The following is a 20378-nucleotide window of genomic DNA, read 5'->3' as shown; positions in this document are numbered from 1 at the left end:
GGTGCAAGCCCCTGGAAGCCGCTTCGCGTCTCTTTCTGGCTCGACCAGCTGGTCAAGGAGACGCCAAATGACTGTGACGAAGATGGACCACGCCCTGTTGTCCTTCGCCTTCCTGGGCAATCTCTCGGCGCCGGCCCGGCGCAATCAGGGCAAGCCGCCGCCCGCGCCCAGGGATGCCAAGACACCCAAGCGCTAGACTTGCGCGGCCCCGTCCGCTTGGCCAAGCTTGGCGCGGATGGGGAGGGACGCCATGGGCAAGGACGCTCAGGTTCGCGCGAGGTTCGCCGACGGCGAGGACGCCGGCCGCCTGCAATATGAAGCGCCCAAGCTCCTGTTCCGCGGCGCCCAGCGCCGGGTGTTCCAGGGCGACGACCTGACCGGCGTCCGCGCCGAGGCCGGCGACCTGGTCCTGGCCGACGGCTCGCGCTTCACCCTGGGCGAGAAGGCCGCCGCGAGCTGGGCCGACGCCATCCTCAATCCCAAGGGCCGGCTGGACAAACTGGGGGTGAAGGCCGGCATGAGGGTGGCCGTGCTGAACGTCGCCGACGACGCCCTGGCCGACGAACTCACCGAGCGGGACGCCGCCCCCGTCGGCGACCTCGCCGACATCGACATCCTGTTCTACGCCGCCGACAGCGCCGCCGAGCTGGACCGCATCCCCGACCTGATCCCGGCCCTGGCCGACAAGGGCGCCCTGTGGATCGTCTCGCGCAAGGGCAAGGCGGCGGCGCTCAAGGACGTCGAGGTGATGGCGGCGGCCAAGGCTCACGGCCTCGTGGACTCCAAGGTCGTCGGCTTCTCCGACACCCTCACGGCGCTGCGGTTCACGCGACGGCGGAGCTAGGTCATGTCCGACCTTGTCCTCTATCGCGGCGTCGCCACGCGGTCCTTCACGGCCTTGTGGATGCTGGAGGAACTACGGGTCGCCTACCGCACCGAACTGATCGACCGGCGGTCCGGTAAGCCGCGCCCCGAAGCCTATCTGCGGCTCAATCCCACTGGCGAGGTCCCGACCCTGACAGACGGCGAGGCGGTGGTCCGAGAGACACCGGCCATCTGCCTCTATCTCGGCGATCGCCACGGCTACGGGACCCTGGCGCCCAGGATCGAGGATCCGCGCCGGGGCGCCTATCTGAGCTGGATGGTGTGGTCGACGGCGGCCCTGGACCCCGCGCGGGCGACGGCCGGGGTCACCCTGCCGCAGAAGCCTGGAGGCTGGGGCGCCGGCTGGCGGCCTCTTCCCGAGGCGATGCGCATTCTGGCCGAAGCCTTGGCGCACGGCCCCTACCTGCTAGGCGACACCTTCACGGCCGCCGACATCATGGTCGGCGCGACCCTCGCCATGGGGCGACACACCGGGGAAATCCCCGCCGATCTCGTGCTGGACGCCTATGTTCGGCGTCTGGAGGCGCGGCCCGCCAACCAGAGGGCCGGCGCCTTGAATTGGCCGCCCGATATGTTTCCAGCGGCGTGAGCCGACAAACATTGGCGCCCTGTCGCAAACACGCTCTAAGCCCGGATCATGTCGCTTCGGGATTTCGCCCTGCTGGCCTTCGTCTGCGTCGTCTGGGCGGCCAACAACATCGTGTCGAAGTTCGTGGTGGCCCATCTGGGCGTGCCGCCGATGTTCTATGCCGCCGTGCGCTTCGCCGTGGTGCTGATCGCGGTCTTCCCCTGGCTGTTGCCCATGCCCCGTCCGCGCTGGCGGATGCTGGTGGTGGGCGTGCTGATGGGGGCGGGCACCTTCGCCCTGGTGTTCATCGGCCTGAAGACCGCCAGCCCCTCGGCCGTGGCCATCGTCAGCCAGGTCGGCGTGCCGATCACCACCCTGCTGTCCTTCCTGATCCTGGGGGAGCGGCTCACCGGGCGGCGGATCGCCGGCATGCTGCTGACCCTCACCGGCGTGCTGGCGGTGATGTGGGATCCCCACGGCTTCAAGATCTCGGGCGGCCTGTTGTTCATCGTCGCGGCCTCCTTCCTGGGCGGGCTGGGGGCGGTGATGATGAAGCAGATGGAGGGCGTGAAGCCCCTGCGCCTGCAGGCCTGGGTGGGACTGTCATCGCTCATACCCATGGTGGCCCTGAGCGCGGCCCTGGAGCCCGGCCAAGTCCAGGCAGGCATCACCGCCGGCTGGCCCTTCGTGGCCTCGGCCCTGTTCTCAGGGCTCGTGGTCTCGGTCCTGGCCCACACCCTCTATTACAGCCTGATCCAGAAGTATGAGGCCAACCTGATCTCGCCGCTCACCCTGATGACGCCCCTGGCCACCATCGGCATGGGGGTGATCTTCACCCACGACGTCTTCGACCTGCGGATGGCCTTCGGCACCGCCATCGCCCTGGCCGGGGTGCTGGTGATCGCCCTGCGACCCAGCCAGGCCGTGGCTTTGCTGGTGGCCTTGCGCAACCGGTCGCAATAACCTCGCGCCCATGACTCCGATCCCGGCGCCCTCGCCCAATTTCGACGTTCGCAAGACCCCGCCGGACATGATCGTCCTCCACTATACCGGCATGCAGACCGGGGAGGGGGCCATCGCGCGCCTGCGCGATCCCGAGGCCAAGGTCTCGGCCCACTATGTGGTGGAGGAGGACGGCCGGGTCTTCACCCTGGTGGCCGAGGAGCGGCGGGCCTGGCACGCCGGGGTCTCCTCCTGGAAGGGCGAGCGCGACATCAACGGCCGCTCGGTGGGGATCGAGATCGTCAATCCCGGCCACGAGTTCGGCTACCGCCCCTTCCCGGAGGCGCAGATCGCCGCGGTGATCGAGCTGGTGAGCGAGATCCGCACCCGCTGGACCATCGAGGACGGCGCCATCGTCGGCCATTCCGACGTCGCGCCGGACCGCAAGCAGGACCCCGGCGAACTGTTCCCCTGGAAGCGGCTCGCCGAGGCCGGCCACGGCCTGTGGGCCGAGCCCGCCGCCGCCCCGGGCCTGCCCCTGGCCGAGGGGGAGGAGGGGGCCGCGGTCTTCGCCCTGCAGGCCGGCTTCACGCGGCTGGGCTATGACTGCGCCCCGTCCGGGAGCTTCGACGCCCACACCACCGCCGTGGTCACCGCCTTCCAGCGCCACTGGCGGCCGGAGAGGGTGGACGGGATCGCCGACGGGGAGACCCGGGCCCGGCTGATCGCCCTGCTGCGGATCGGCGCCTGATGGCCGGGACGCGGCGGCCGTGAGCCTGGGGCTGGCCAGCTGCGCCCTGATCGTCGGCGACTACCGGCTCGCCCCCCTGCAACGCGACGACGCCGCGGGGCTGTTGGAGTTGTTCGGTGACCCTTTCGTGGCCGAGTACATGGACATCGCCCCCCTCACCAGCCTGGCCCAGGCCCACGAGATCATCGACTGGGGGACGGAGCTGGCGGCCGGCGACGGCGGGGTGCGCTGGACGATCCGGCGGGCCGGCGACCCGGCCCTGATCGGCACGGTGGGCTTCAACAACCTGGTGTTCGACCGCGCCCGCCGCGGCGAGGTGGCCTACGACCTGCGCCGCGCCGACTGGGGGCGGGGGGTGATGAGCCAGATCCTGCCCCACGTGCTGGCCTTCGGCTTCCGCGACCTCGCCCTGCGGCGCATCGAGGCCATGGTCACCCTCGGCAACGCCCGCTCCTGCGCCCTGCTGGAACGGCACGGCTTCTCGCTGGAGGGGACCCTGCGCGACCACGCCCACTGGAAGGGGCGCTACTGGGACCAGTTGGTCTACGGCCGGCTGGCCGATTGACCCCGAGGGCGTCTGCGCCCATCTAACGCGCGGACCAGATGGCTGGGCGGTCGCGCCTGCTTCGGCAGGCGAGGAAAGTCCGGGCTCCACGACGACATGGCGGTGGGTAACGCCCACCGGGGGTGACCCTAGGGATAGCGCCACAGAGAGCAGACCTCCCTGCTCCGCCAAGGCTCCGCAGGGCTTGCCCTCCGAAGCTGAAAGCGCAGGAGGGGAAGGGTGAAAGGGTGCGGTAAGAGCGCACCGCGGACCCAGCAATGGGGACGGCATGGCAAGCCCCGCCAGGAGCAAGACCGAATAGGGGTGTCGCGCCGGTTCGCCGGTAGGGCTGTCGTAGGCCCGAGACACCCGGGTAGGTCGCGAGAACCGTCCAGCGATGGGCGGTCCAGAGGAATGATCGCCAATGCCCGCCTCGGCGGGCGGCACAGAACCCGGCTTACAGGCCGTCTGGTCCATCATTTCCCGCCGGCGAGACGCGTAGAGCAAGGGCGCTGGCTCAGCCTTCGCGCGCGACTCTAATTCTCCACAACCTATGCGACGTTCCGCCGCTATATTTAACGAGTTCTCTGTATGTTCTGTGGAGTGTTTACCGGCGTTAACCATACTTGTCTGCGACATCTTTGAATCCGCGCCAAATAGTCATTCAGAGGCATTGTCGCCCAGTTGAGCCCGTGTTAACCCAATTCTTGTTCGCTGAGTGCTGGGGCCGCGTCGGTTTGGGTCCTCTAGGCGGAGTGAGGGCGGCCCGATCGGGGGCGAGAAACTGGGGCGCGGCGGGATGTTCGTCTCGACGTTCGAGAAGCAGCTGGACGCAAAGCGGCGCATCGTTGTGCCGCAGGAATTCCGCGCTCTCGCCTCTGGCCCCTTCGACGGAATCATCTGCTTCCCTTCCATCGAGGCCGACTGCATCGAAGGTGGCGGCAAAGCCCTGTTGGACCGTTACCTAGGCGTGATCGACGAGATGGATTTCGGCGACCCCCTGCGTTCGGCCCTGGAGACCTCGATCCTCGGCGGCCTGGCCAAGATGAGCTTCGACACCGCCGGCCGGGTGACCCTGCCCGAGGGGCTCTGCGACATGTTCGGCCTCAGCGACTGGGTCGTGGTCGTCGGCCTCGGCGACCGGTTCCAGATCTGGGAGCGCGAGGCGTTCCAGGCCCACCGCGCCGCCCAGCGCGAGATCGCCCGCGAGGGCCTGGCCCAGCTGCGCGGCGCCCAGCGCGCCGCCCGCGCCGGGGCCGGTTCATGAGCGCCCCCCACGTCCCCGTCCTGATGGCCGAGGTGATCGAGGCGCTCAAACCGGGTCCCGGCCAGCGCATCGTCGACGGCACCTTCGGGGCCGGGGGCTATTCGCGGGCCCTGCTGGCCACCGGGGCTGAGGTCATCGCCTTCGACCGCGACCCCACCGCCCGCCGGTTCGCCGAGGGGCTGGGCGACCGCTTCCAGCTCATCGAGGCCTGCTTCTCCGAGATGGACGACCGGCTGGGGGAGGGCTCCGTCGACGGCGTCGCCCTGGACCTGGGGGTCTCCTCCATGCAGCTGGACGAGGCCGACCGCGGCTTCTCCTTCATGCGCGACGGCCCGCTGGACATGCGGATGGGCGCCGAGGGGCCCACCGCCGCCGATCTGATCAACACCGCCGAACCCGCCGAACTGTCGCGGATCTTCTGGGTCTACGGCGAGGAGAAGAAGGCCCGCCGCATCGCCGGCGCCATCGCGCGCCGCCGCGAGGAGCAGCCCTTCGCGCGCACCCTGGAGTTCGCCGACTTCGTCGAGCGCGTCCTGGGCGGCCGCCGGGGCGCCAAGGTTCACCCCGCCACCCGCACCTTCCAGGGGCTGCGCATCGCGGTGAACGACGAGCTGGGCGAGCTGGAGGCGGGCCTGGTCGCCGCCGAGCGCGTCCTCAAGCCGGGCGGCCGCCTGGCGGTGGTGACCTTCCACTCGCTGGAGGATCGCATTGTGAAGTCCTTCTTCATCCCCCGGGCGGGCCAGACCCCGGCCGGCTCGCGCCACCTGCCGCCGGCCCAGGCCGGCGCCGCCCCCAGCTTCGAGATGATCTTCAAGGGGGCCCGCGCCCCGTCCGAGGCCGAGATCGCGGCCAATCCCCGCGCCCGTTCGGCCAAGCTCCGCGCCGCGGTCCGCACCGCCGCGCCGGTCTGGAAGGAGGCCGCATGAGCCTGCTGGATCGCCGGGTCCGGGGCTTCCGCCTCGTCGACGTCGTGGCCCTGGCCCTGCTGATGGCCCTGGTGATGTCGGTCTATCTGGCCAAGACCATCGCCGGGCGCGAGCGCTCCGAGATCGCCCTGGTGGAGCGCCAGATCGCCGCCGAGCACGACCGCATCCGCCTGCTGAAGGCCGAGGTCAGCCACCTGGAGCAGCCCTCGCGCATCGAGCAGCTCTCCACCGGCTATCTCGGCCTGGCGCCCATCTCCGCCAAGCGTGAGGTCACCCCCGACGCCCTGGCCGAGATCGCGCGCAAGGAGCCGGCGTCGTGAGCCTGGCCCATCCCAACTTCCAGGCCCCCGGCTGGGGCTGGCTGAAGGCGCGGCTCTGGGGCCTGGAGCACGCCTTCGAGCGCGCCAAGGCGGCCGGCAAGGCCGAAGACGACACCCGCATCCGCATCTTCTTCGTGGCCGCCATGTTCGCCGCCGGGTTCGTCACCCTCGGCGTCGGCGCCACCCGCATGGCCCTGTTCTCCGACGCCGGCCGCGGCAATGGCCTGGCCGGCCCGGTGGGCGCCGCCCGCGCCGATCTCACCGACCGCAACGGCGCCATGCTGGCCGCCGACCTGCTGCACTACGGCCTCTATGTCGATCCGCGCGAGATCTGGGACACCGCCGAGACTCGCCGCGCCCTGCACGCCGCCCTGCCGGGCCTGTCCCCGGCGCGGCTGGAACGCGCCCTGCGCGGCGAGCGCCGCAGCTTCCTGGTGGGCGGCCTGACCCCGGAGGTCCGCGGCCGCATCCACGAGCTGGGCCTGCCTGGCGTCACCTTCGAGCCCGAACAGCGCCGGCTCTATCCCCTGGGCACGACGGCGGCCCACCTGATCGGCTTCGCCGACACCGGCGGGGAGGGGCTCTCGGGCGCCGAACTGGCCCTCAACGACGCCATCCGCGGCGGCGCCCCCAGCCATCAGGCCACGCCGCTCTCCATCGACCTGCGGGTGCAGGCCGCCCTGGAGGACGAACTCTACAAGGCCGCCGCCGCGCACCAGGCCAAGGGCGCGGTGGGGATCATCACCAATGTCCACACCGGCGAGATCCTCGGCATCGCCTCCTATCCGACCTTCGACCCCAACCTGGCCGGCAAGGCCACGCCCGAGCAGCTGATCAACCACGCCGCGGCCTCGGTCTATGAGATGGGCTCGACCTTCAAGGTCTTCACCGTGGCCATGGGGCTGGACTCCGGCACCGCGACGCTCGCCTCCACCTTCGACGCCCGCCAGCCGGTGAAGATCGGCAACCAGGTGATCCACGACTACCACGCCGAGAACAAGATCATGTCGGTGGCCGACATCTTCATCCACTCGTCGAACATCGGCACCACCAAGCTGGCCCTGCAGGCCGGCTCGGCCACGGTGCAGAAGTACTTCAAGGCCTTCGGCCTGACCCGGGCGGCCCCGGTGGAGCTGTCGGAGAGCGCCAGGCCCATCGTGCCGCGGCACTGGAACGAGAACGACGTCGCCTCCACCTCCTTCGGCCACGCCATCTCCGTCTCGCCCCTGGCGGTCGCCGCCGGCATGGGGGCGATCCTCAATGGCGGGACCTATGTGCCCCTGACCATCCGGCCGATGAAGCCGGGAACCCGGCCCGAGGGGACCCGCGCGGTCTCCGAGGAGACCTCCCGGGCCATGCTGGACCTGATGCGGGTCAACGTCGTGCGCGGCACCGGCGGCAAGGCCAATGCGCCGGGCCTGCGGGTCGGCGGCAAGACCGGCTCGGCCAACAAGGTGATCGGTGGCCGCTATTCCAGCAACATCCTGGTCTCCTCCTTCGCCGCGGTCTTCCCCACCGACGGTCCCCTGGAGGCCGACCGCTATTTCGTGCTGATCCTGATGGACGAGCCCAAGGGCACGCCGGAGACCTTCGGCTTCGCCACGGGTGGCTGGACCGCCGCCCCGGCCGCGGGCCGGGTGATCGACCGCGTCGCCCCCTTCCTGGGCGTGGCCCGCCGTCCCGACCTGGTGGCCGCGACGCCCACGGACGCCGTCGTCCCCATCGAGAGCGAACACTGATGGGCGTGCGGCTGTCAGAGCTGGTGGCCCGCGACCTCGCCGTCGATCCCATGATCGAGGGCGTGACCGCCGACAGCCGCAAGGTGAAGCCGGGCTTCCTGTTCGCCGCCCTGCCGGGGACCAAGGCCGACGGCCTGGCCTTCGTGCCCAGCGCCGTGGCCGCTGGCGCCGCCGCCGTGATCGCCACCGCCGAGGCGCCCGGCGTCGATGCGCCCTTCATCGTGACGCCCGATCCGCGCCGCGCCTATGCGCTCGCCGCCGCCGCCTTCTGGAAGGTGCAGCCGGCCACGGTGGTGGCGGTGACCGGCACCAACGGCAAGACCTCGGTGGCCGCCTTCTGCCGCCAGATCTTCAACGCCGGCGGCCATCGCGCCGCCAGCATGGGCACCCTGGGCGTCTACGCCACCGGCCCGGACGGCTTCGAGGCGCAACTGACGCCCCCCGGCCTCACCACCCCGGACGCCGCCGACGTCGCCGAGCTGATGAGCAAGCTGGTGGACCTGGGCGTCACCCACCTGGCCCTGGAGGCCTCCTCCCACGGGGTGGACCAGCGCCGCCTGGATGGGGCGCGGATCTCCGCCGCCGGCTTCCTGAACCTGACCCAGGACCACCTCGACTATCACGTCACGATGGAGGCCTATCGCGACGCCAAGCTGCGCCTCTTCAACGACCTGCTGCCGCGCGGCGGGACCGCCGTGCTGAACGCCGATTCCGACGCCTATGACGCCTTCGCCGCCGCCGCCGTGACCCACGGCCAGAGCGTCATGTCGGTGGGCGAGGCGGGGCAGGGCCTGACCCTGGTCTCCCGCATCCCGACCCCGGAGGGCCAGCGCCTGACCATCGCCGCCCAGGGCCGGACCTATGAGGTCAACCTGCCCCTGGTGGGCGGCTACCAGGCCTCAAACGCCCTGGTGGCGGCCGGCCTCTGCATCGCCGCGGGCGAGCCCGTGGCCGGCGTCATGAAGGCCCTGGAGACCCTGGAGGGCGCGCCGGGCCGGCTGCAGCTGATCGGGACGAGTCCGAAGGGCGGCGTCGCCTATGTGGACTACGCCCATACGCCGGACGGCCTGGAGACGGTGCTCAAGGCCCTGCGGCCGCACGTCGAAGGCAAGCTGATCGTGGTGTTCGGGGCCGGCGGTGACCGCGACCGCACCAAGCGTCCGCTGATGGGGGCCATCGGCGCCCAGTACGCCGACGTCGGCATCGTCACCGACGACAATCCCCGCAGCGAGGACCCCGCCGCCATCCGCGCCGAGGTCATGGCCGGGACGACCGGCCTGCAGAACATCGGTGACCGCCGGTCGGCGATCCGCGCGGGCGTGGCCCTGTTGGGGGCCGGCGACATCCTCGTGGTGGCCGGCAAGGGCCATGAGCAGACCCAGACCATCGCCGGCGTGGTGCATCACTTCGACGACGTGGTCGAGACCGAGCAGGCCCTGCGAGGCGAGCCATGAGCCTCTGGACCGCAGACGAAATCGCCCGGGCGACCGGCGGCCAGGTGGTCGGCGACTTCGCCGTGGACGGCGTCTCCATCGACACCCGCTCCATCGAGACCGGCGACCTGTTCGTGGCCCTGGCCGGGGTCCGCGACGGTCACGAGTTCGTCGCCCCGGCCCTGGCCAAGGGCGCGGCCGGGTCCCTGGTCAGCCAGGCGGTGGATGGCCCCCACGTCCTGGTGAAAGACACCTTCAAGGCCTTGGAATTGCTGGGGGAAGCGTCCCGGGTTCGCGCGCCTCAGGTGCGCCGCGGGGCGGTCACCGGCTCGGTGGGCAAGACCAGCGTCACCCAGGCGGTCCGCGCCGGCCTGATGCTGGCGGGCAAGGCCCATTCCTCGGTGAAGAGCTACAACAACCACATCGGCGTGCCCCTGACGCTGGCCCGCATGCCCCGCGACACCGAGCGCGCCGTGTTCGAGATCGGCATGAACCACGCCGACGAGATCACCCCGCTCACCCGCTTCGTGCGGCCCCACGCCGTGGCCATCACCACCGTGGGCCCAGTCCATGTGGAGAACTTCCCGGACGGCGAGATCGGGGTGGCCCGCGCCAAGGCCGAGATCTTCGACGGCCTGGAGCCGGGCGGCGTGGCCATCCTCAACGCGGACAACAAGTGGTTCGACCTGCTGAGCGACGCGGCCCGCGCCGCCGGCGGCAAGGTGCTGAGCTTCGGCGCCGGCGAGGCCTGCGACGCCCGTCTGATCGACTTCCAGCCCCAGGCCGGCCACGCCGTGGTCCAGGCCCGGCTGCACGGCAAGGCGCTGGACTTCCCGATCCTGCAGACCGGTTTCCACTGGGGCCCCAACAGCATGGCGGTGCTGCTGATGCTGGAGGCCCTCGACGTCTCCCTCGGCGACAGCCTGGCGGCGCTCGGGTCCTTCGAACCCCTGGAGGGTCGCGGCGCCGAGAAGATCATCCGCCTGCCGGGTGGGGCCTTCACCCTGATCGACGAGAGCTACAACGCCAACCCGATCTCCATGACCGCGGCCTTCGCGACCCTCGGCGCCCGCAAGGCCTCGGGGCGGCGGATCGTCGCGCTGACCGACATGCTGGAGCTGGGGGAGGGCGGCCCCGCCTTCCATGCCGGCCTGGCCGAGCCGCTCGAAAAGGCGGCCATCGACCTGGTGTTCTGCGCCGGTCCCCTGATGAAATCCCTCTGGGACGCCCTTCCGCCGACTCGGCGCGGGGGGTACGCCGAGTCTGCGGCAGAGCTGGCGCCGCAGGTCACCCGGGCCGTAGAGCCTGGCGACCTGGTGATGGTGAAGGGGTCCAACGGCTCGAAGGCGGGCGCGGTGACAGCCGCGCTGGTCGCCCTCGATGCGCGTTCCGGGGAGGCGGGCTGATGCTCTATTGGCTGTATGAGCAGATGTCGGCGGGCGGCCATGTGCCGGTCCTCAACCTGCTGAAATACCTGACCTTCCGCACCGGCATGGCGCTGTTCACCGCCCAGATCGTGGTGGTCCTGATGGGCTCGCGCTTCATCCGCTGGATGCAGGCCAAGCAGGGCAAGGGCCAGCCGATCCGCGCCGACGGCATCGCCCGTCACGTGGTGGAGAAGGCCGGCACCCCCACCATGGGCGGCGTCATGATCCTGGCCGGCCTGCTGGTGGGCACCCTGCTGTGGAGCGACCTGTCCAACGTCTATGTCTGGGCGGTCCTGCTGGTGACCGTGGGCTACGGGATCCTCGGCTTCACCGACGACTACGCCAAGGTCACCAAGCAGACGACCGAAGGCGTGTCGGGCAAGGTCCGCCTGCTGCTGGAGGCCGCCATCGCGGTCGCCGCCGTGGCCCTCATCGTCATCTATGGCGGCCGCCCGCCGGAAGCCCCGGAGCTCGCCACCTCGGTGGCCTTCCCGATCTTCAAGGGCCTGCTGCTGAACATGGGCTGGTTCTACCTGGCCTTCGGCGCCTTCATCATCGTCGGCGCGGCCAACGCCGTGAACTTCACCGACGGCCTGGACGGCCTGGCCACCGTGCCGGTGATGATCGCCGCCGCCGCCTTCGGCCTGATCACCTATCTCGTCGGCAACTATGTCTTCGCCCGCTATCTGCAACTCCACTTCGTCCCCGGCGTGGGGGAGGTGGGCGTGTTCTGCGGGGCCATGATCGGGGCCGGCCTGGGCTTCCTCTGGTACAACGCCCCCCCGGCCAAGATCTTCATGGGCGACACCGGTTCACTCGCCCTGGGCGGCTCCATTGGCGCCGTGGCCGTGGCCACCAAGCACGAGATCGTGCTCGGCATCATCGGCGGTCTCTTCGTGCTGGAGACCCTGTCGGTGATGATCCAGGTCGCCTCCTTCAAGCTGACGGGCAAGCGGGTGTTCCGCATGGCCCCGATCCACCACCATTTCGAGAAGCTCGGCTGGTCGGAATCCACCGTGGTGATCCGCTTCTGGATCATCGCCGTGGTCCTGGCCATCCTGGGCCTCGCCACCCTGAAGCTGCGGTAGGGAGGGCGTGAGCAGATCATGATCCCGGTCCGCGGCTTCGAAGGCAGGACGGTCGCCGTGTTCGGCCTGGCCCGCACGGGTCTCGCCGCCGCGCGCGCCCTGGTGGCCGGCGGCGCCCAGGTGGCGTTGTGGGATGAGCGGCCCGAGGGCCGCGCCGCCGCGGAGGCCGAGGGCCTGCCCCTGGTGGACCTGTCCACCGCCGACTGGAGCCAGTTCGCCGCCCTGATGCTGTCCCCGGGCGTGCCGCTCACCCATCCCGAGCCGCACTGGACCGTCACCAAGGCCCGCGAGACCGGGGTCGAGATCGTCGGCGACATGGAGCTGTTCGCCCGCACCGTGAACGCCGCTCCCGAGCACAAGCGCCCGAAGATCGTCGCCATCACCGGCACCAACGGCAAGTCCACCACCACCGCCCTGATCGGCCACATCTGCGCCACGGCCGGCCGCGACACCCGCGTCGGCGGCAATATCGGCGTCGGGGTCCTGGACCTCGAGGACATGCACGGCGGCGCCGTATACGTCCTGGAGATGAGCTCCTACCAGCTCGACCTGACCACCAGCCTGAAGCCCGACGTCGCCATCCTGCTCAACGTCTCCCCCGACCACCTGGAGCGCCACGGCGGCATGGAGGGCTATGTCGCCGCCAAGCGCCGCATCCTGCTCAACCAGGGCAAGGGCGACACCGCCGTCATCGGGGTGGATGATCCCTGGGGCCAGCGGATCTGCACCGAGATCACCGCCGCCAACCGCCGCACCATCGTGCCGATCTCGGCCTCCAAGGCCATGGGCCGCGGCGTCTACGCCCTGCAGGGCCTGCTCTACGACGCCACCGGCGAGCGCGCCGTCGAGGTGGCCGACCTGCTGCGGGCCCGCTCCCTGCCGGGCCGCCACAACTGGCAGAACGCGGCCGCGGCCTATTCCGCCGCCCGCGGCCTGGGCATCTCGCCCGAGGACGCCGCCGAGGGCCTGATGAGCTTCCCGGGCCTGGCCCACCGCATGGAGACCGTCGGCCAGCTCGGCCGCGTCCGCTTCGTCAACGACAGCAAGGCCACCAACACCGACGCCGCCCGCCAGGCCATGTCGAGCTATCCGAAGTTCTACTGGATCGCCGGCGGCCAGCCGAAGACCGGCGGCATCGACGCCCTGGCCGACCTGTTCCCCAAGATCGAGACCGCCTACCTGATCGGCGAGGCCTCCGAGGCCTTCGCCGAGACCCTGAAGGGCAAGGCCCCGACCGTCGCCTGCGGGACCATGGAGGTCGCCGTGGCCAAGGCCTATGCCGACGCCGCCGCCAAGGGCCAGGACGCCGTCGTCCTGCTCTCGCCGGCCTGCGCCTCCTTCGACCAGTTCGCCGACTTCGAGGCCCGGGGCGAGGCGTTCCGCGCCGCCGTCCAGGCCCTGACCGCGCCGGCGGCCAAGGGAGCCCGCGCATGAACCCCACCCAGGCTCACGCCTTCGCGCGCAGCGACCGCACGCCGGTGGGGGTCTGGTGGTGGACCATCGACCGCTGGATGCTGGGCGCGCTTGGGGTCCTGATCATCCTGGGGGTGATGATGTCCTTCGCCGCCAGCCCGTCGGCCGCGGCGCGGATGAATGTCGGCGACCCCTTCCACTTCGCCGTGCGCCAGTGCCTGTTCGCCGCCGTCGGCTCGGTGATCCTGATCTCCACCTCGATGCTGGACACCAAGGGCGTGCGGCGGGCGGCCTTCTTCATCTACATCGCCGCCATCGCCATCATGGCGGTGCTGCCCTTCATCGGCCACAACGCCAAGGGGGCGACCCGCTGGCTGGAGTTCGCCGGCTTCACCCTGCAGCCGTCGGAGTTCATGAAGCCGGCCCTGATCATCCTGGTCTCCTGGATGTTCGCCGAGGGGCAGAAGGGCCAGGGCGTGCCCGGCGTCACCATCGCCTTTGGCCTCTACCTGCTGTCGGTGGGCCTGCTGCTGATCCAGCCCGACGTCGGCCAGACGGTGCTGATCACCGTGGCCTTCGGCGCGGCCTTCTGGATGGCCGGCGTGCCGCTCTCCTGGGTCATGCTGCTGGGGGGAACCGCGCTGGCGGGCCTGTCCTCGACCTATTTCCTGTTCCCCCACGTGGCCAGCCGCGTCGACCGCTTCCTCAGCCCCGACCGCGCCGACACCCACCAGGTGGACCGCGCGGCCGAGGCCATCGCCGCCGGCGGCTTCTTCGGCCGCGGTCCGGGGGAGGGGGTGATGAAGCGCCACGTCCCCGACCTGCACACCGACTTCATCTATTCGGTGGCGGCCGAGGAATACGGCCTGATCTTCTCCCTGATGCTGATCTCGCTGTTCGCCTTCGTGGTGATCCGCGGCCTCTACAAGGCCATGAAGCTCAGCGATCCCTTCCAGCAGGTGGCCGCGGCCGGCCTGTTCGTCCTGGTGGGCGAGCAGGTCTTCATCAATGTGGCGGTGAACCTCAACATGATCCCCACCAAGGGCATGACCCTGCCGTTCATCTCCTATGGGGGCTCCTCCATGCTGGCCATCTGCCTGACGCTCGGCCTGGCGCTGGCGCTCACCCGGCGCCGTCCCGGGGCCTATTCCCAGGGCGAGGGCCTCGCCAAGTCGGCGGCGTTCGCCTAAAGCGCACCCATGCGCAAGATCGCCGTCGTCGCCGCCGGAGGCACCGGTGGGCACCTCTTCCCCGCCCAGGCCCTTTCCGAGGCCCTGATCGCCCGGGGCTGGCGCATCGTGCTGGCCAGCGACGAGCGGGTGGCCGCCTTCGCCGAGAGCTTCCCGGCCGAGGAGCGCATTGGGCTCTCGGCCCGCACCTACAAGCCCCGCGACCCGGTCGGCATGGCGCTGGCCGGCCTCTCCATCCTGCGCGGGGTCATGCAGGCCCGCGCCGCCTTCCGGCGCATCCAGCCCGACGTGGTGGTGGGCTTCGGCGGCTATCCCTCCGTGCCGGGCCTGCTGGCCGGGATCACGCTGAACCTGCCCACCGTGATGCACGAGCAGAACGCGGTCATGGGCCGCGCCAACCGCCGGCTGGTCAGCCACGTGAAGGCCGTGGCCTGCGCCTTCCCCATGCTGCAGAAGGCCCCGCCCAAGGTGGCCGACGCCGCCGTGGTGGTGGGCAATCCGGTGCGCCCGGAGATCCGCGCCCTCTACGACCTGCCCTATGAGCCGCCCACCGCCGACGGGCCCATCCGCATCCTGATCACCGGCGGCAGCCAGGGCGCTCGCCTGCTGTCGGAGCTGATGCCCGAGGCCATCCGGATGCTGCCCGAGTCCCTGCGCGCCCGCCTGAAGGTGCAGCAGCAGACCCGCGCCGAGAGCATGGACAACGCCCGGAAGATCTATGCCGACGCCATGGTGGAGGCCGAGATCGCCCCCTTCTTCCGCGACATGGCCGGCCGCCTGAAGGACGCCCACCTGGTGATCGGCCGCTCCGGCGCCGGCACGGTCTGCGAGTTCGCCATCGCCGGCAAACCCGCCATCCTCATCCCGCTCGCCATCGCGCTGGACGACGACCAGGGCCAGAACGCCAAGGTCATGGCCGACGCCGGCGGCGCCCAGGTGGCGCGCGAGCACCAGCTCACCGTCGACTCCATGGCCAACGCCCTGGAAAAGCTGCTGACCAACCCCGACCGCCTGGCCCGCATGGCCGCCGGCGCCCGCTCCATCGCCAAGCCCGACGCCGCCGAGCGCCTGGCCGACCTGGTCGAAAAGACCGCAGCCCGACAGTAGGCCGATCCCATGAACCGCCGTCCTGTCCCGTTTCCCGTCGGCCCCGTGCACTTCATCGGCATCGGCGGGATCGGCATGAGCGGCATCGCCGAGATCATGTTGCGCATCGGCTATTCGGTGCAGGGCTCCGACGCCAAGGCCGGCGCCAACACCGAGCGGCTGGAGAAGCTGGGGATCAAGGTGTTCATCGGCCAGGGGGCGGCCAATATCGAGGGCGCCTCGGCCATCGTCTATTCCACCGCCATCAAGGCCGACAATCCCGAGATGCTGGCCGCCCGCGAACGGCGCCTGCCCCTGGTGCATCGCGGCGAGATGCTGGCCGAGCTGACGCGCCTTCAGTTTTCCGTGGCCGTCGGCGGCACCCACGGCAAGACCACCACCACCTCCCTGGTGGCCGCCCTGCTGGACGCGGGCGGCATGGACCCCACCGTGGTCAATGGCGGCATCATCAACGCCTACGGCACCAACGCCAAGGTCGGCGAGGGCGAGTGGATCGTGGTGGAGGCCGACGAGAGCGACGGCACCTTCTTGAAGCTGAAGTCCACCTGCGCCATCGTCACCAATATCGACCCCGAGCACCTGGACTATTACGGCGACTTCGACGCGGTGAAGAAGGCCTTCCAGGACTTCGTGGAGAACGTGCCCTTCTACGGCTTCGCCGCCGTCTGCACCGACCACCCCGACGTCCAGGCCATGGCCGCCAAGGTCGTCAACCGCCGCCTGATCGCCTACGGGACCAATCCCCAGGCCGAGGTCCGCGCCGAGAAGATCACCATGGGTCCCGACGGCTCGCGCTTCGACGCCGTCATCGCGCCGCGCGACGCCGAGGCGATGCGCTGGGAGGATCTGCACCTGCCCATGGCGGGCCACCACAACGTCATGAATGCGCTGGGCGCCATCGCCATCGCCCGCGAGCTGGGGGTGTCGGAGGCCGACATCCGCAAGGGCCTGACCACTTTCGGCGGGGTGGGGCGGCGCTTCACCACCGTCGGCGTGGCGGGCGGCATCCGCATCATCGACGACTACGGCCACCACCCGGTGGAGATCTCCGCGGTGCTGAAGGCCGCCCGCGCGGTCACCGGCGGCCGGGTGATCGCCGTCGTCCAGCCGCACCGTTATTCGCGCCTGCACGACCTGTTTTCCGAGTTCTGCGGCTGCTTCAACGACGCCGACGTGGTGATCGTGTCGGACGTCTACACCGCCGGCGAGAGCCCCATCGAGGGCGCCAATCGCGACGGCCTGGTGGCGGGTCTGCGCCGCTTCGGCCACCGCCGCGCCGTGGCCCTGGAGAGCCCCGCCGCCCTGGCCCGCGTCATCGCCGACGAGGCCAAGCCGGGCGATCTGGTGGTCTGCCTGGGGGCCGGCGACATCACCAGCTGGGCCTACGCCCTGCCGGCGCAGCTCGAGGCCCTGGCGCCCAAGTGAGCTGGCGCGATCGCCTTCCCAAGGTCCGCGGCAAGCTGCTGCGCGACGAGCCCCTGGCGCCCTTCACCTGGTTCCGGGTCGGCGGTCCCGCCGAGGTTCTGTTCCTGCCGCAGGACGAGGACGACCTCGCCGACTTCCTGAAGGGCCTGGATCCCGCCGTGCCGGTGACGGTGCTGGGCGTCGGCTCCAACACCCTGGTGCGCGACGGCGGGGTCGCCGGCGTGGTGATCCGCCTGGCCGGCCGAAGTTTCGGCAAGATCGAGCCGCGCGGCGACAACCGCATCTATGCCGGGGCCGCGGCCCTGGACGCCCTGGTGGCCCGCGAGGCGGCCAAGGCCGGGATCGCCGGCCTGGAATTCTATCGCGGCGTGCCAGGCTCCATCGGCGGCGCGGCCATGATGAACGCCGGCTGCTACGGCGCCGAGACCAAGGACGTCCTGGTGGAGGCCTATGCCGTGACCCGGAGCGGGGAGCGGGTGACGCTCTCCAACGCCGAGATGGGCTTCTCCTACCGCAAATCCGCCAAGGCCGCGGAGGGCGGGCTGATCTTCACCGGCGCCCTCTTCGAAGGAACGCCCGACGACCCCGCCGCCGTCGAGGCCCGCATGGCCGAGATCACCGCGCGGCGCGAGACCACCCAGCCGATCCGCGAGAAGACCGGTGGCTCCACCTTCAAGAACCCCCCCGGCCATTCCTCCTGGAAGCTGGTGGACGAGGCCGGCTGGCGCGGCAAGCCCTTCGGCGGGGCGATGTTCTCGCCCCTGCACGCCAACTTCCTGATCAACACCGGCGAGGCCACCGCCGCGGACCTGGAAGGGCTGGGGGAGGCGGTGCGCGCCGACGTGAAGGCCAAGACCGGGATCGAGCTCGAATGGGAAATCAAGCGCATCGGCCGGCCCTGATCCTGATCCGGCACGCCGCGCCGGCCCAGGACCCGGATGTTCCACCGCCCCAGTGGTCGCTGTCCGACGAGGGCCGGGCCGCGGCGAAGGCCCTGGCCGCCAAGCTGAAGCATCTGAAGCCGGCCGCGGCCGTATCGAGCCCTGAGATCAAGGCGCTGGAGACCGTGCGCATCCTCATCGAAGGCCTGGGCCTGACGGTGGAGACCGACGCCGCCTTCGCCGAACTGCACCGCCCGACCTGGCCGTTCACCGACACCGCGACCTTCGAGGCCCGGGTGGCCCGGCTGCTGGAGAACCCCCGCCTTGGCATTGAGGGCGCGGAGCCTGCGGGGGAGGCGGCGGCGCGGTTCGGCGGGGGGCTGTTGCGCCATCCCGCGCGACCGCTGATGGTGGGCAGTCACGGCACGATCCTGGCCGCCTACCTGGGCCGGGAGAGCGGGCGGTGCGACGCCGAGCTCTGGAAGACCCTGCGCCTGCCCGAGGCCCTGCTGCTGGACGCCGGGAACCGGCTGATCGCGCGGGTCGGCGTCTGACCCGCCCCGCCGCCGATCGCCCCTTGGCGCCCCCTACGGCAGGGGACTAGCTGTCGCCCGACATCCGCGTTGGGAGGCGCCGGTCATGGGCAAGGTGGTCAGAATCGGCGGGGCCGGCGGCTTCCTGGGGGATTCCTCGGTGGCCGCGCCGCAGCTGCTCAAGGGCGGCAAGCTCGACTACATGATCCTCGACTACCTCGCCGAGGCCACCATGTCGGCCCTGGGCCAGCTCAAGGCCGCCCGCCCCGACCAGGGCTTCGCCCGCGACTTCACCGAATGGGTCTGGAAGGACAATCTCCAGGAGCTCAAGGCCCAGGGGGTGAAGATCGTCACCAACGCCGGCGGCCTCAATCCCCACGCCTGCCGCGCGCGCATGGAGGAGCTGGCCGCGGCCGCCGGTCTCACCTTCAAGATCGCCGTCGTCGAGGGCGACGACCTGATGGACCGCCTGGACGATCTGTCGTCCCGCGGCCTGACGGAGATGTTCACCGGCGCGGCCTTCCCGGACCCCGCCCGCGTCTTCACCGCCAACGCCTATTTCGGCGGCCGGCCGATCGCAGAGGCGCTGGCCGCCGGCGCCGACATGGTGATCACCGGCCGGGTGGTGGACTCAGCCCTGGCCCTCGGTCCCCTGATGCACGAGTTCGGCTGGACCGACGGCGACCACGACCGGCTCTCGGCGGGCTCCCTCGCCGGCCACGTCATCGAGTGCGGCGCCCAGGCCACCGGCGGCCTGTTCACCGACTGGGAGGAGGTCCCCGACTGGGCCCACATCGGCTATCCGGTGATCGAGTGCCAGGCCGACGGCAGCTTCGTGGTCACCAAGCCCCCCGGCACCGGCGGCCTGGTCTCACCGGCCGCCGTGGCCGAGCAGATCCTCTACGAGGTGGGCGATCCCCAGGGCTACGCCCTGCCTGACGTGGTCTGCGACTTCACCCAGGTGCGGGTGGAGGCGCTCGGCCCCGACCGGGTCCGGGTGACGGGGGCCAGGGGCTATCCCGCCAGCGGCGCCTACAAGGTCTGCATCACCTTCGAGGACGGCTACCGCTTCATCGGCGCCATGCCGGTTGTGGGCCGCGACGCCGCGCGCAAGGCTCAGCGCCAGGCCGAGGCCCTGCTGGAACGGCTCGGCGACATGCTGCGCGACCGCAACCTGCCGCCCCTTCGCGACAGCCGCATCGAGCTCTTGGGGGCGGAATCCTCCTACGGCGCCCAGGCCCGTCCCGAGGCGATGGCCGTCCGCGAGGTGGTCGCCCGGGTCGGCGCCGAGCACGAGAGCGCCGAGGCGCTCGCCCTGCTGGCCCGCGAATTCGCCTCGCCCACCACCTCGATGAGCGTCGGCTCCACCGGCTGGTTCGGCGGCGCGCCGACCATCACCCCGGTGGCGCGGGTCTATTCCGTCTTGCTGCCCCGCGCCGAGGTCCCGGCCACGGTGTCGGTGGGCGATCGAACCTTCACCGTCGAGGCGCCGCCCCCGGCCAGGCCCTTCGATCCCGCCATGGTCGTCCGTCCGCCGGCGCCCGCCGCCCCCGCCGACGAGGCGGTGGTCCAGGTTCCCCTGATCGAGGTCGCGTGGGCCCGGTCGGGCGACAAGGGCGACGCCTTCAATATCGGGGTCATCGCCCGGCGCCCCGACTACCTGCCCTGGATCCGCAAGGCGCTCTCCCCCCCGGCGGTGAAGGCCTTCTTCGCCCACGAGTTCGAGGGGGCCAAGGCGCCCCAGGTGATCGCCTACGACCTGCCGGGCCTCCAGGCCCTGAACCTGCACTGCATCCAGGCCCTGGGCGGCGGCCAGTTCTCCAGCCTGCGTCTCGACCCGCTCGCCAAGGGCAAGGCCCAGCAGCTCCTCGACATGCCCATCCCCATCCCCGCCCGCCTGCTGGCGCGGTGATGCCAGGATTGGTCAGGATGAACGTGC

General features: G+C 70.9%; 20 protein-coding genes and 1 other RNA gene. All 21 read left to right on the top strand.

Annotation, left to right across the window (positions count from 1 at the left end; translation table 11 throughout):
* Positions 1–67: 67 nt before the first annotated feature.
* A complete protein-coding gene (locus AC1RN5_RS11410) occupies positions 68–196 on the top strand; it encodes a hypothetical protein (protein WP_493041259.1) in 129 nt (42 codons plus the stop codon).
* A gap of 54 nt (positions 197–250) precedes the next feature.
* Positions 251–844, top strand: a complete 594-nt coding sequence (locus AC1RN5_RS11405; protein ID WP_493041258.1) for a DUF3052 family protein — start codon at positions 251–253, stop codon at positions 842–844.
* A gap of 3 nt (positions 845–847) precedes the next feature.
* Positions 848–1474, top strand: a complete 627-nt coding sequence (locus AC1RN5_RS11400; protein WP_493041257.1) for a glutathione S-transferase family protein — start codon at positions 848–850, stop codon at positions 1472–1474.
* Between the two features lie 48 nt (positions 1475–1522).
* Positions 1523–2416 carry a DMT family transporter gene (locus AC1RN5_RS11395; protein WP_493041256.1) on the top strand — a complete coding sequence of 298 codons (894 nt, stop codon included), beginning with the start codon at positions 1523–1525 and terminating at the stop codon, positions 2414–2416.
* Between the two features lie 10 nt (positions 2417–2426).
* The gene (locus tag AC1RN5_RS11390; RefSeq protein ID WP_493041255.1) at positions 2427–3146 is read left to right on the top strand and encodes an N-acetylmuramoyl-L-alanine amidase; all 720 of its coding nucleotides are present in this window, start codon (positions 2427–2429) and stop codon (positions 3144–3146) included.
* 19 nt (positions 3147–3165) lie between these two features.
* The gene (locus tag AC1RN5_RS11385; RefSeq protein ID WP_493041254.1) at positions 3166–3711 is read left to right on the top strand and encodes a GNAT family N-acetyltransferase; all 546 of its coding nucleotides are present in this window, start codon (positions 3166–3168) and stop codon (positions 3709–3711) included.
* Positions 3712–3745: 34 nt separating this feature from the next.
* Positions 3746–4166: RNase P RNA component class A (gene rnpB, locus AC1RN5_RS11380), an RNA gene on the top strand.
* A 323-nt stretch (positions 4167–4489) separates the two neighbouring features.
* Positions 4490–4957, top strand: a complete 468-nt coding sequence (locus tag AC1RN5_RS11375; RefSeq protein WP_421930923.1) for a division/cell wall cluster transcriptional repressor MraZ — start codon at positions 4490–4492, stop codon at positions 4955–4957.
* Positions 4954–5883 (top strand): 16S rRNA (cytosine(1402)-N(4))-methyltransferase RsmH, encoded by a 930-nt coding sequence (gene rsmH / locus AC1RN5_RS11370; protein ID WP_493041253.1) that lies wholly within the window; start codon positions 4954–4956, stop codon positions 5881–5883. Before AC1RN5_RS11375 ends, rsmH begins: the two co-directional genes overlap by 4 nt.
* Positions 5880–6203, top strand: coding sequence for a cell division protein FtsL (ftsL, locus tag AC1RN5_RS11365; protein WP_421930925.1), 324 nt, complete (start codon positions 5880–5882; stop codon positions 6201–6203). The genes rsmH and ftsL overlap by 4 nt, the downstream gene beginning before the upstream one ends.
* On the top strand, positions 6200–7942 hold the full coding sequence (locus AC1RN5_RS11360) for a peptidoglycan D,D-transpeptidase FtsI family protein (protein ID WP_493041252.1): 1743 nt from the start codon (positions 6200–6202) through the stop codon (positions 7940–7942). Before ftsL ends, AC1RN5_RS11360 begins: the two co-directional genes overlap by 4 nt.
* Positions 7942–9396 (top strand): UDP-N-acetylmuramoyl-L-alanyl-D-glutamate--2,6-diaminopimelate ligase, encoded by a 1455-nt coding sequence (locus AC1RN5_RS11355; protein WP_493041251.1) that lies wholly within the window; start codon positions 7942–7944, stop codon positions 9394–9396. Before AC1RN5_RS11360 ends, AC1RN5_RS11355 begins: the two co-directional genes overlap by 1 nt.
* Positions 9393–10781 carry a UDP-N-acetylmuramoyl-tripeptide--D-alanyl-D-alanine ligase gene (locus AC1RN5_RS11350; RefSeq protein WP_493041250.1) on the top strand — a complete coding sequence of 463 codons (1389 nt, stop codon included), beginning with the start codon at positions 9393–9395 and terminating at the stop codon, positions 10779–10781. The genes AC1RN5_RS11355 and AC1RN5_RS11350 overlap by 4 nt, the downstream gene beginning before the upstream one ends.
* The gene (gene mraY, locus AC1RN5_RS11345; RefSeq protein ID WP_493041249.1) at positions 10781–11890 is read left to right on the top strand and encodes a phospho-N-acetylmuramoyl-pentapeptide-transferase; all 1110 of its coding nucleotides are present in this window, start codon (positions 10781–10783) and stop codon (positions 11888–11890) included. Before AC1RN5_RS11350 ends, mraY begins: the two co-directional genes overlap by 1 nt.
* 18 nt (positions 11891–11908) lie before the next feature.
* On the top strand, positions 11909–13324 hold the full coding sequence (gene murD, locus AC1RN5_RS11340) for a UDP-N-acetylmuramoyl-L-alanine--D-glutamate ligase (RefSeq protein ID WP_493041248.1): 1416 nt from the start codon (positions 11909–11911) through the stop codon (positions 13322–13324).
* Positions 13321–14493: a putative lipid II flippase FtsW gene (gene ftsW / locus AC1RN5_RS11335; protein WP_493041247.1), complete on the top strand. Its 1173-nt coding sequence runs from the start codon at positions 13321–13323 to the stop codon at positions 14491–14493. The genes murD and ftsW overlap by 4 nt, the downstream gene beginning before the upstream one ends.
* Before the next feature lie 9 nt (positions 14494–14502).
* Complete coding sequence (gene murG / locus AC1RN5_RS11330; RefSeq protein ID WP_493041246.1) at positions 14503–15600, top strand: undecaprenyldiphospho-muramoylpentapeptide beta-N-acetylglucosaminyltransferase; 1098 nt, start codon at positions 14503–14505, stop codon at positions 15598–15600.
* A 9-nt stretch (positions 15601–15609) separates the two neighbouring features.
* Positions 15610–17025 carry a UDP-N-acetylmuramate--L-alanine ligase gene (gene murC, locus AC1RN5_RS11325; protein WP_493041245.1) on the top strand — a complete coding sequence of 472 codons (1416 nt, stop codon included), beginning with the start codon at positions 15610–15612 and terminating at the stop codon, positions 17023–17025.
* Positions 17022–17927, top strand: a complete 906-nt coding sequence (gene murB / locus AC1RN5_RS11320; protein WP_493041244.1) for a UDP-N-acetylmuramate dehydrogenase — start codon at positions 17022–17024, stop codon at positions 17925–17927. Before murC ends, murB begins: the two co-directional genes overlap by 4 nt.
* The gene (locus tag AC1RN5_RS11315; protein WP_493041243.1) at positions 17897–18460 is read left to right on the top strand and encodes a histidine phosphatase family protein; all 564 of its coding nucleotides are present in this window, start codon (positions 17897–17899) and stop codon (positions 18458–18460) included. The genes murB and AC1RN5_RS11315 overlap by 31 nt, the downstream gene beginning before the upstream one ends.
* Positions 18461–18545: 85 nt before the next feature.
* Positions 18546–20351: an acyclic terpene utilization AtuA family protein gene (locus AC1RN5_RS11310; protein WP_493041242.1), complete on the top strand. Its 1806-nt coding sequence runs from the start codon at positions 18546–18548 to the stop codon at positions 20349–20351.
* The last annotated feature ends 27 nt before the right edge of the window (positions 20352–20378 follow it).

Source organism: Phenylobacterium sp. GW821-FHT12F10 (assembly GCF_058806695.1).
This window is presented reverse-complemented; position numbering and strand designations above follow the sequence as displayed.

Coding starts and splice junctions, on each gene's coding strand:
- AC1RN5_RS11410 (WP_493041259.1), top strand. CDS start 68: ATGACTGTGACGAAGATGGACCACGCCCTGTTGTCCTTCGCCTTCCTG.
- AC1RN5_RS11405 (WP_493041258.1), top strand. CDS start 251: ATGGGCAAGGACGCTCAGGTTCGCGCGAGGTTCGCCGACGGCGAGGAC.
- AC1RN5_RS11400 (WP_493041257.1), top strand. CDS start 848: ATGTCCGACCTTGTCCTCTATCGCGGCGTCGCCACGCGGTCCTTCACG.
- AC1RN5_RS11395 (WP_493041256.1), top strand. CDS start 1,523: ATGTCGCTTCGGGATTTCGCCCTGCTGGCCTTCGTCTGCGTCGTCTGG.
- AC1RN5_RS11390 (WP_493041255.1), top strand. CDS start 2,427: ATGACTCCGATCCCGGCGCCCTCGCCCAATTTCGACGTTCGCAAGACC.
- AC1RN5_RS11375 (WP_421930923.1), top strand. CDS start 4,490: ATGTTCGTCTCGACGTTCGAGAAGCAGCTGGACGCAAAGCGGCGCATC.
- rsmH (WP_493041253.1), top strand. CDS start 4,954: ATGAGCGCCCCCCACGTCCCCGTCCTGATGGCCGAGGTGATCGAGGCG.
- ftsL (WP_421930925.1), top strand. CDS start 5,880: ATGAGCCTGCTGGATCGCCGGGTCCGGGGCTTCCGCCTCGTCGACGTC.
- AC1RN5_RS11355 (WP_493041251.1), top strand. CDS start 7,942: ATGGGCGTGCGGCTGTCAGAGCTGGTGGCCCGCGACCTCGCCGTCGAT.
- AC1RN5_RS11350 (WP_493041250.1), top strand. CDS start 9,393: ATGAGCCTCTGGACCGCAGACGAAATCGCCCGGGCGACCGGCGGCCAG.
- mraY (WP_493041249.1), top strand. CDS start 10,781: ATGCTCTATTGGCTGTATGAGCAGATGTCGGCGGGCGGCCATGTGCCG.
- murD (WP_493041248.1), top strand. CDS start 11,909: ATGATCCCGGTCCGCGGCTTCGAAGGCAGGACGGTCGCCGTGTTCGGC.
- ftsW (WP_493041247.1), top strand. CDS start 13,321: ATGAACCCCACCCAGGCTCACGCCTTCGCGCGCAGCGACCGCACGCCG.
- murG (WP_493041246.1), top strand. CDS start 14,503: ATGCGCAAGATCGCCGTCGTCGCCGCCGGAGGCACCGGTGGGCACCTC.
- murC (WP_493041245.1), top strand. CDS start 15,610: ATGAACCGCCGTCCTGTCCCGTTTCCCGTCGGCCCCGTGCACTTCATC.
- AC1RN5_RS11315 (WP_493041243.1), top strand. CDS start 17,897: ATGGGAAATCAAGCGCATCGGCCGGCCCTGATCCTGATCCGGCACGCC.
- AC1RN5_RS11310 (WP_493041242.1), top strand. CDS start 18,546: ATGGGCAAGGTGGTCAGAATCGGCGGGGCCGGCGGCTTCCTGGGGGAT.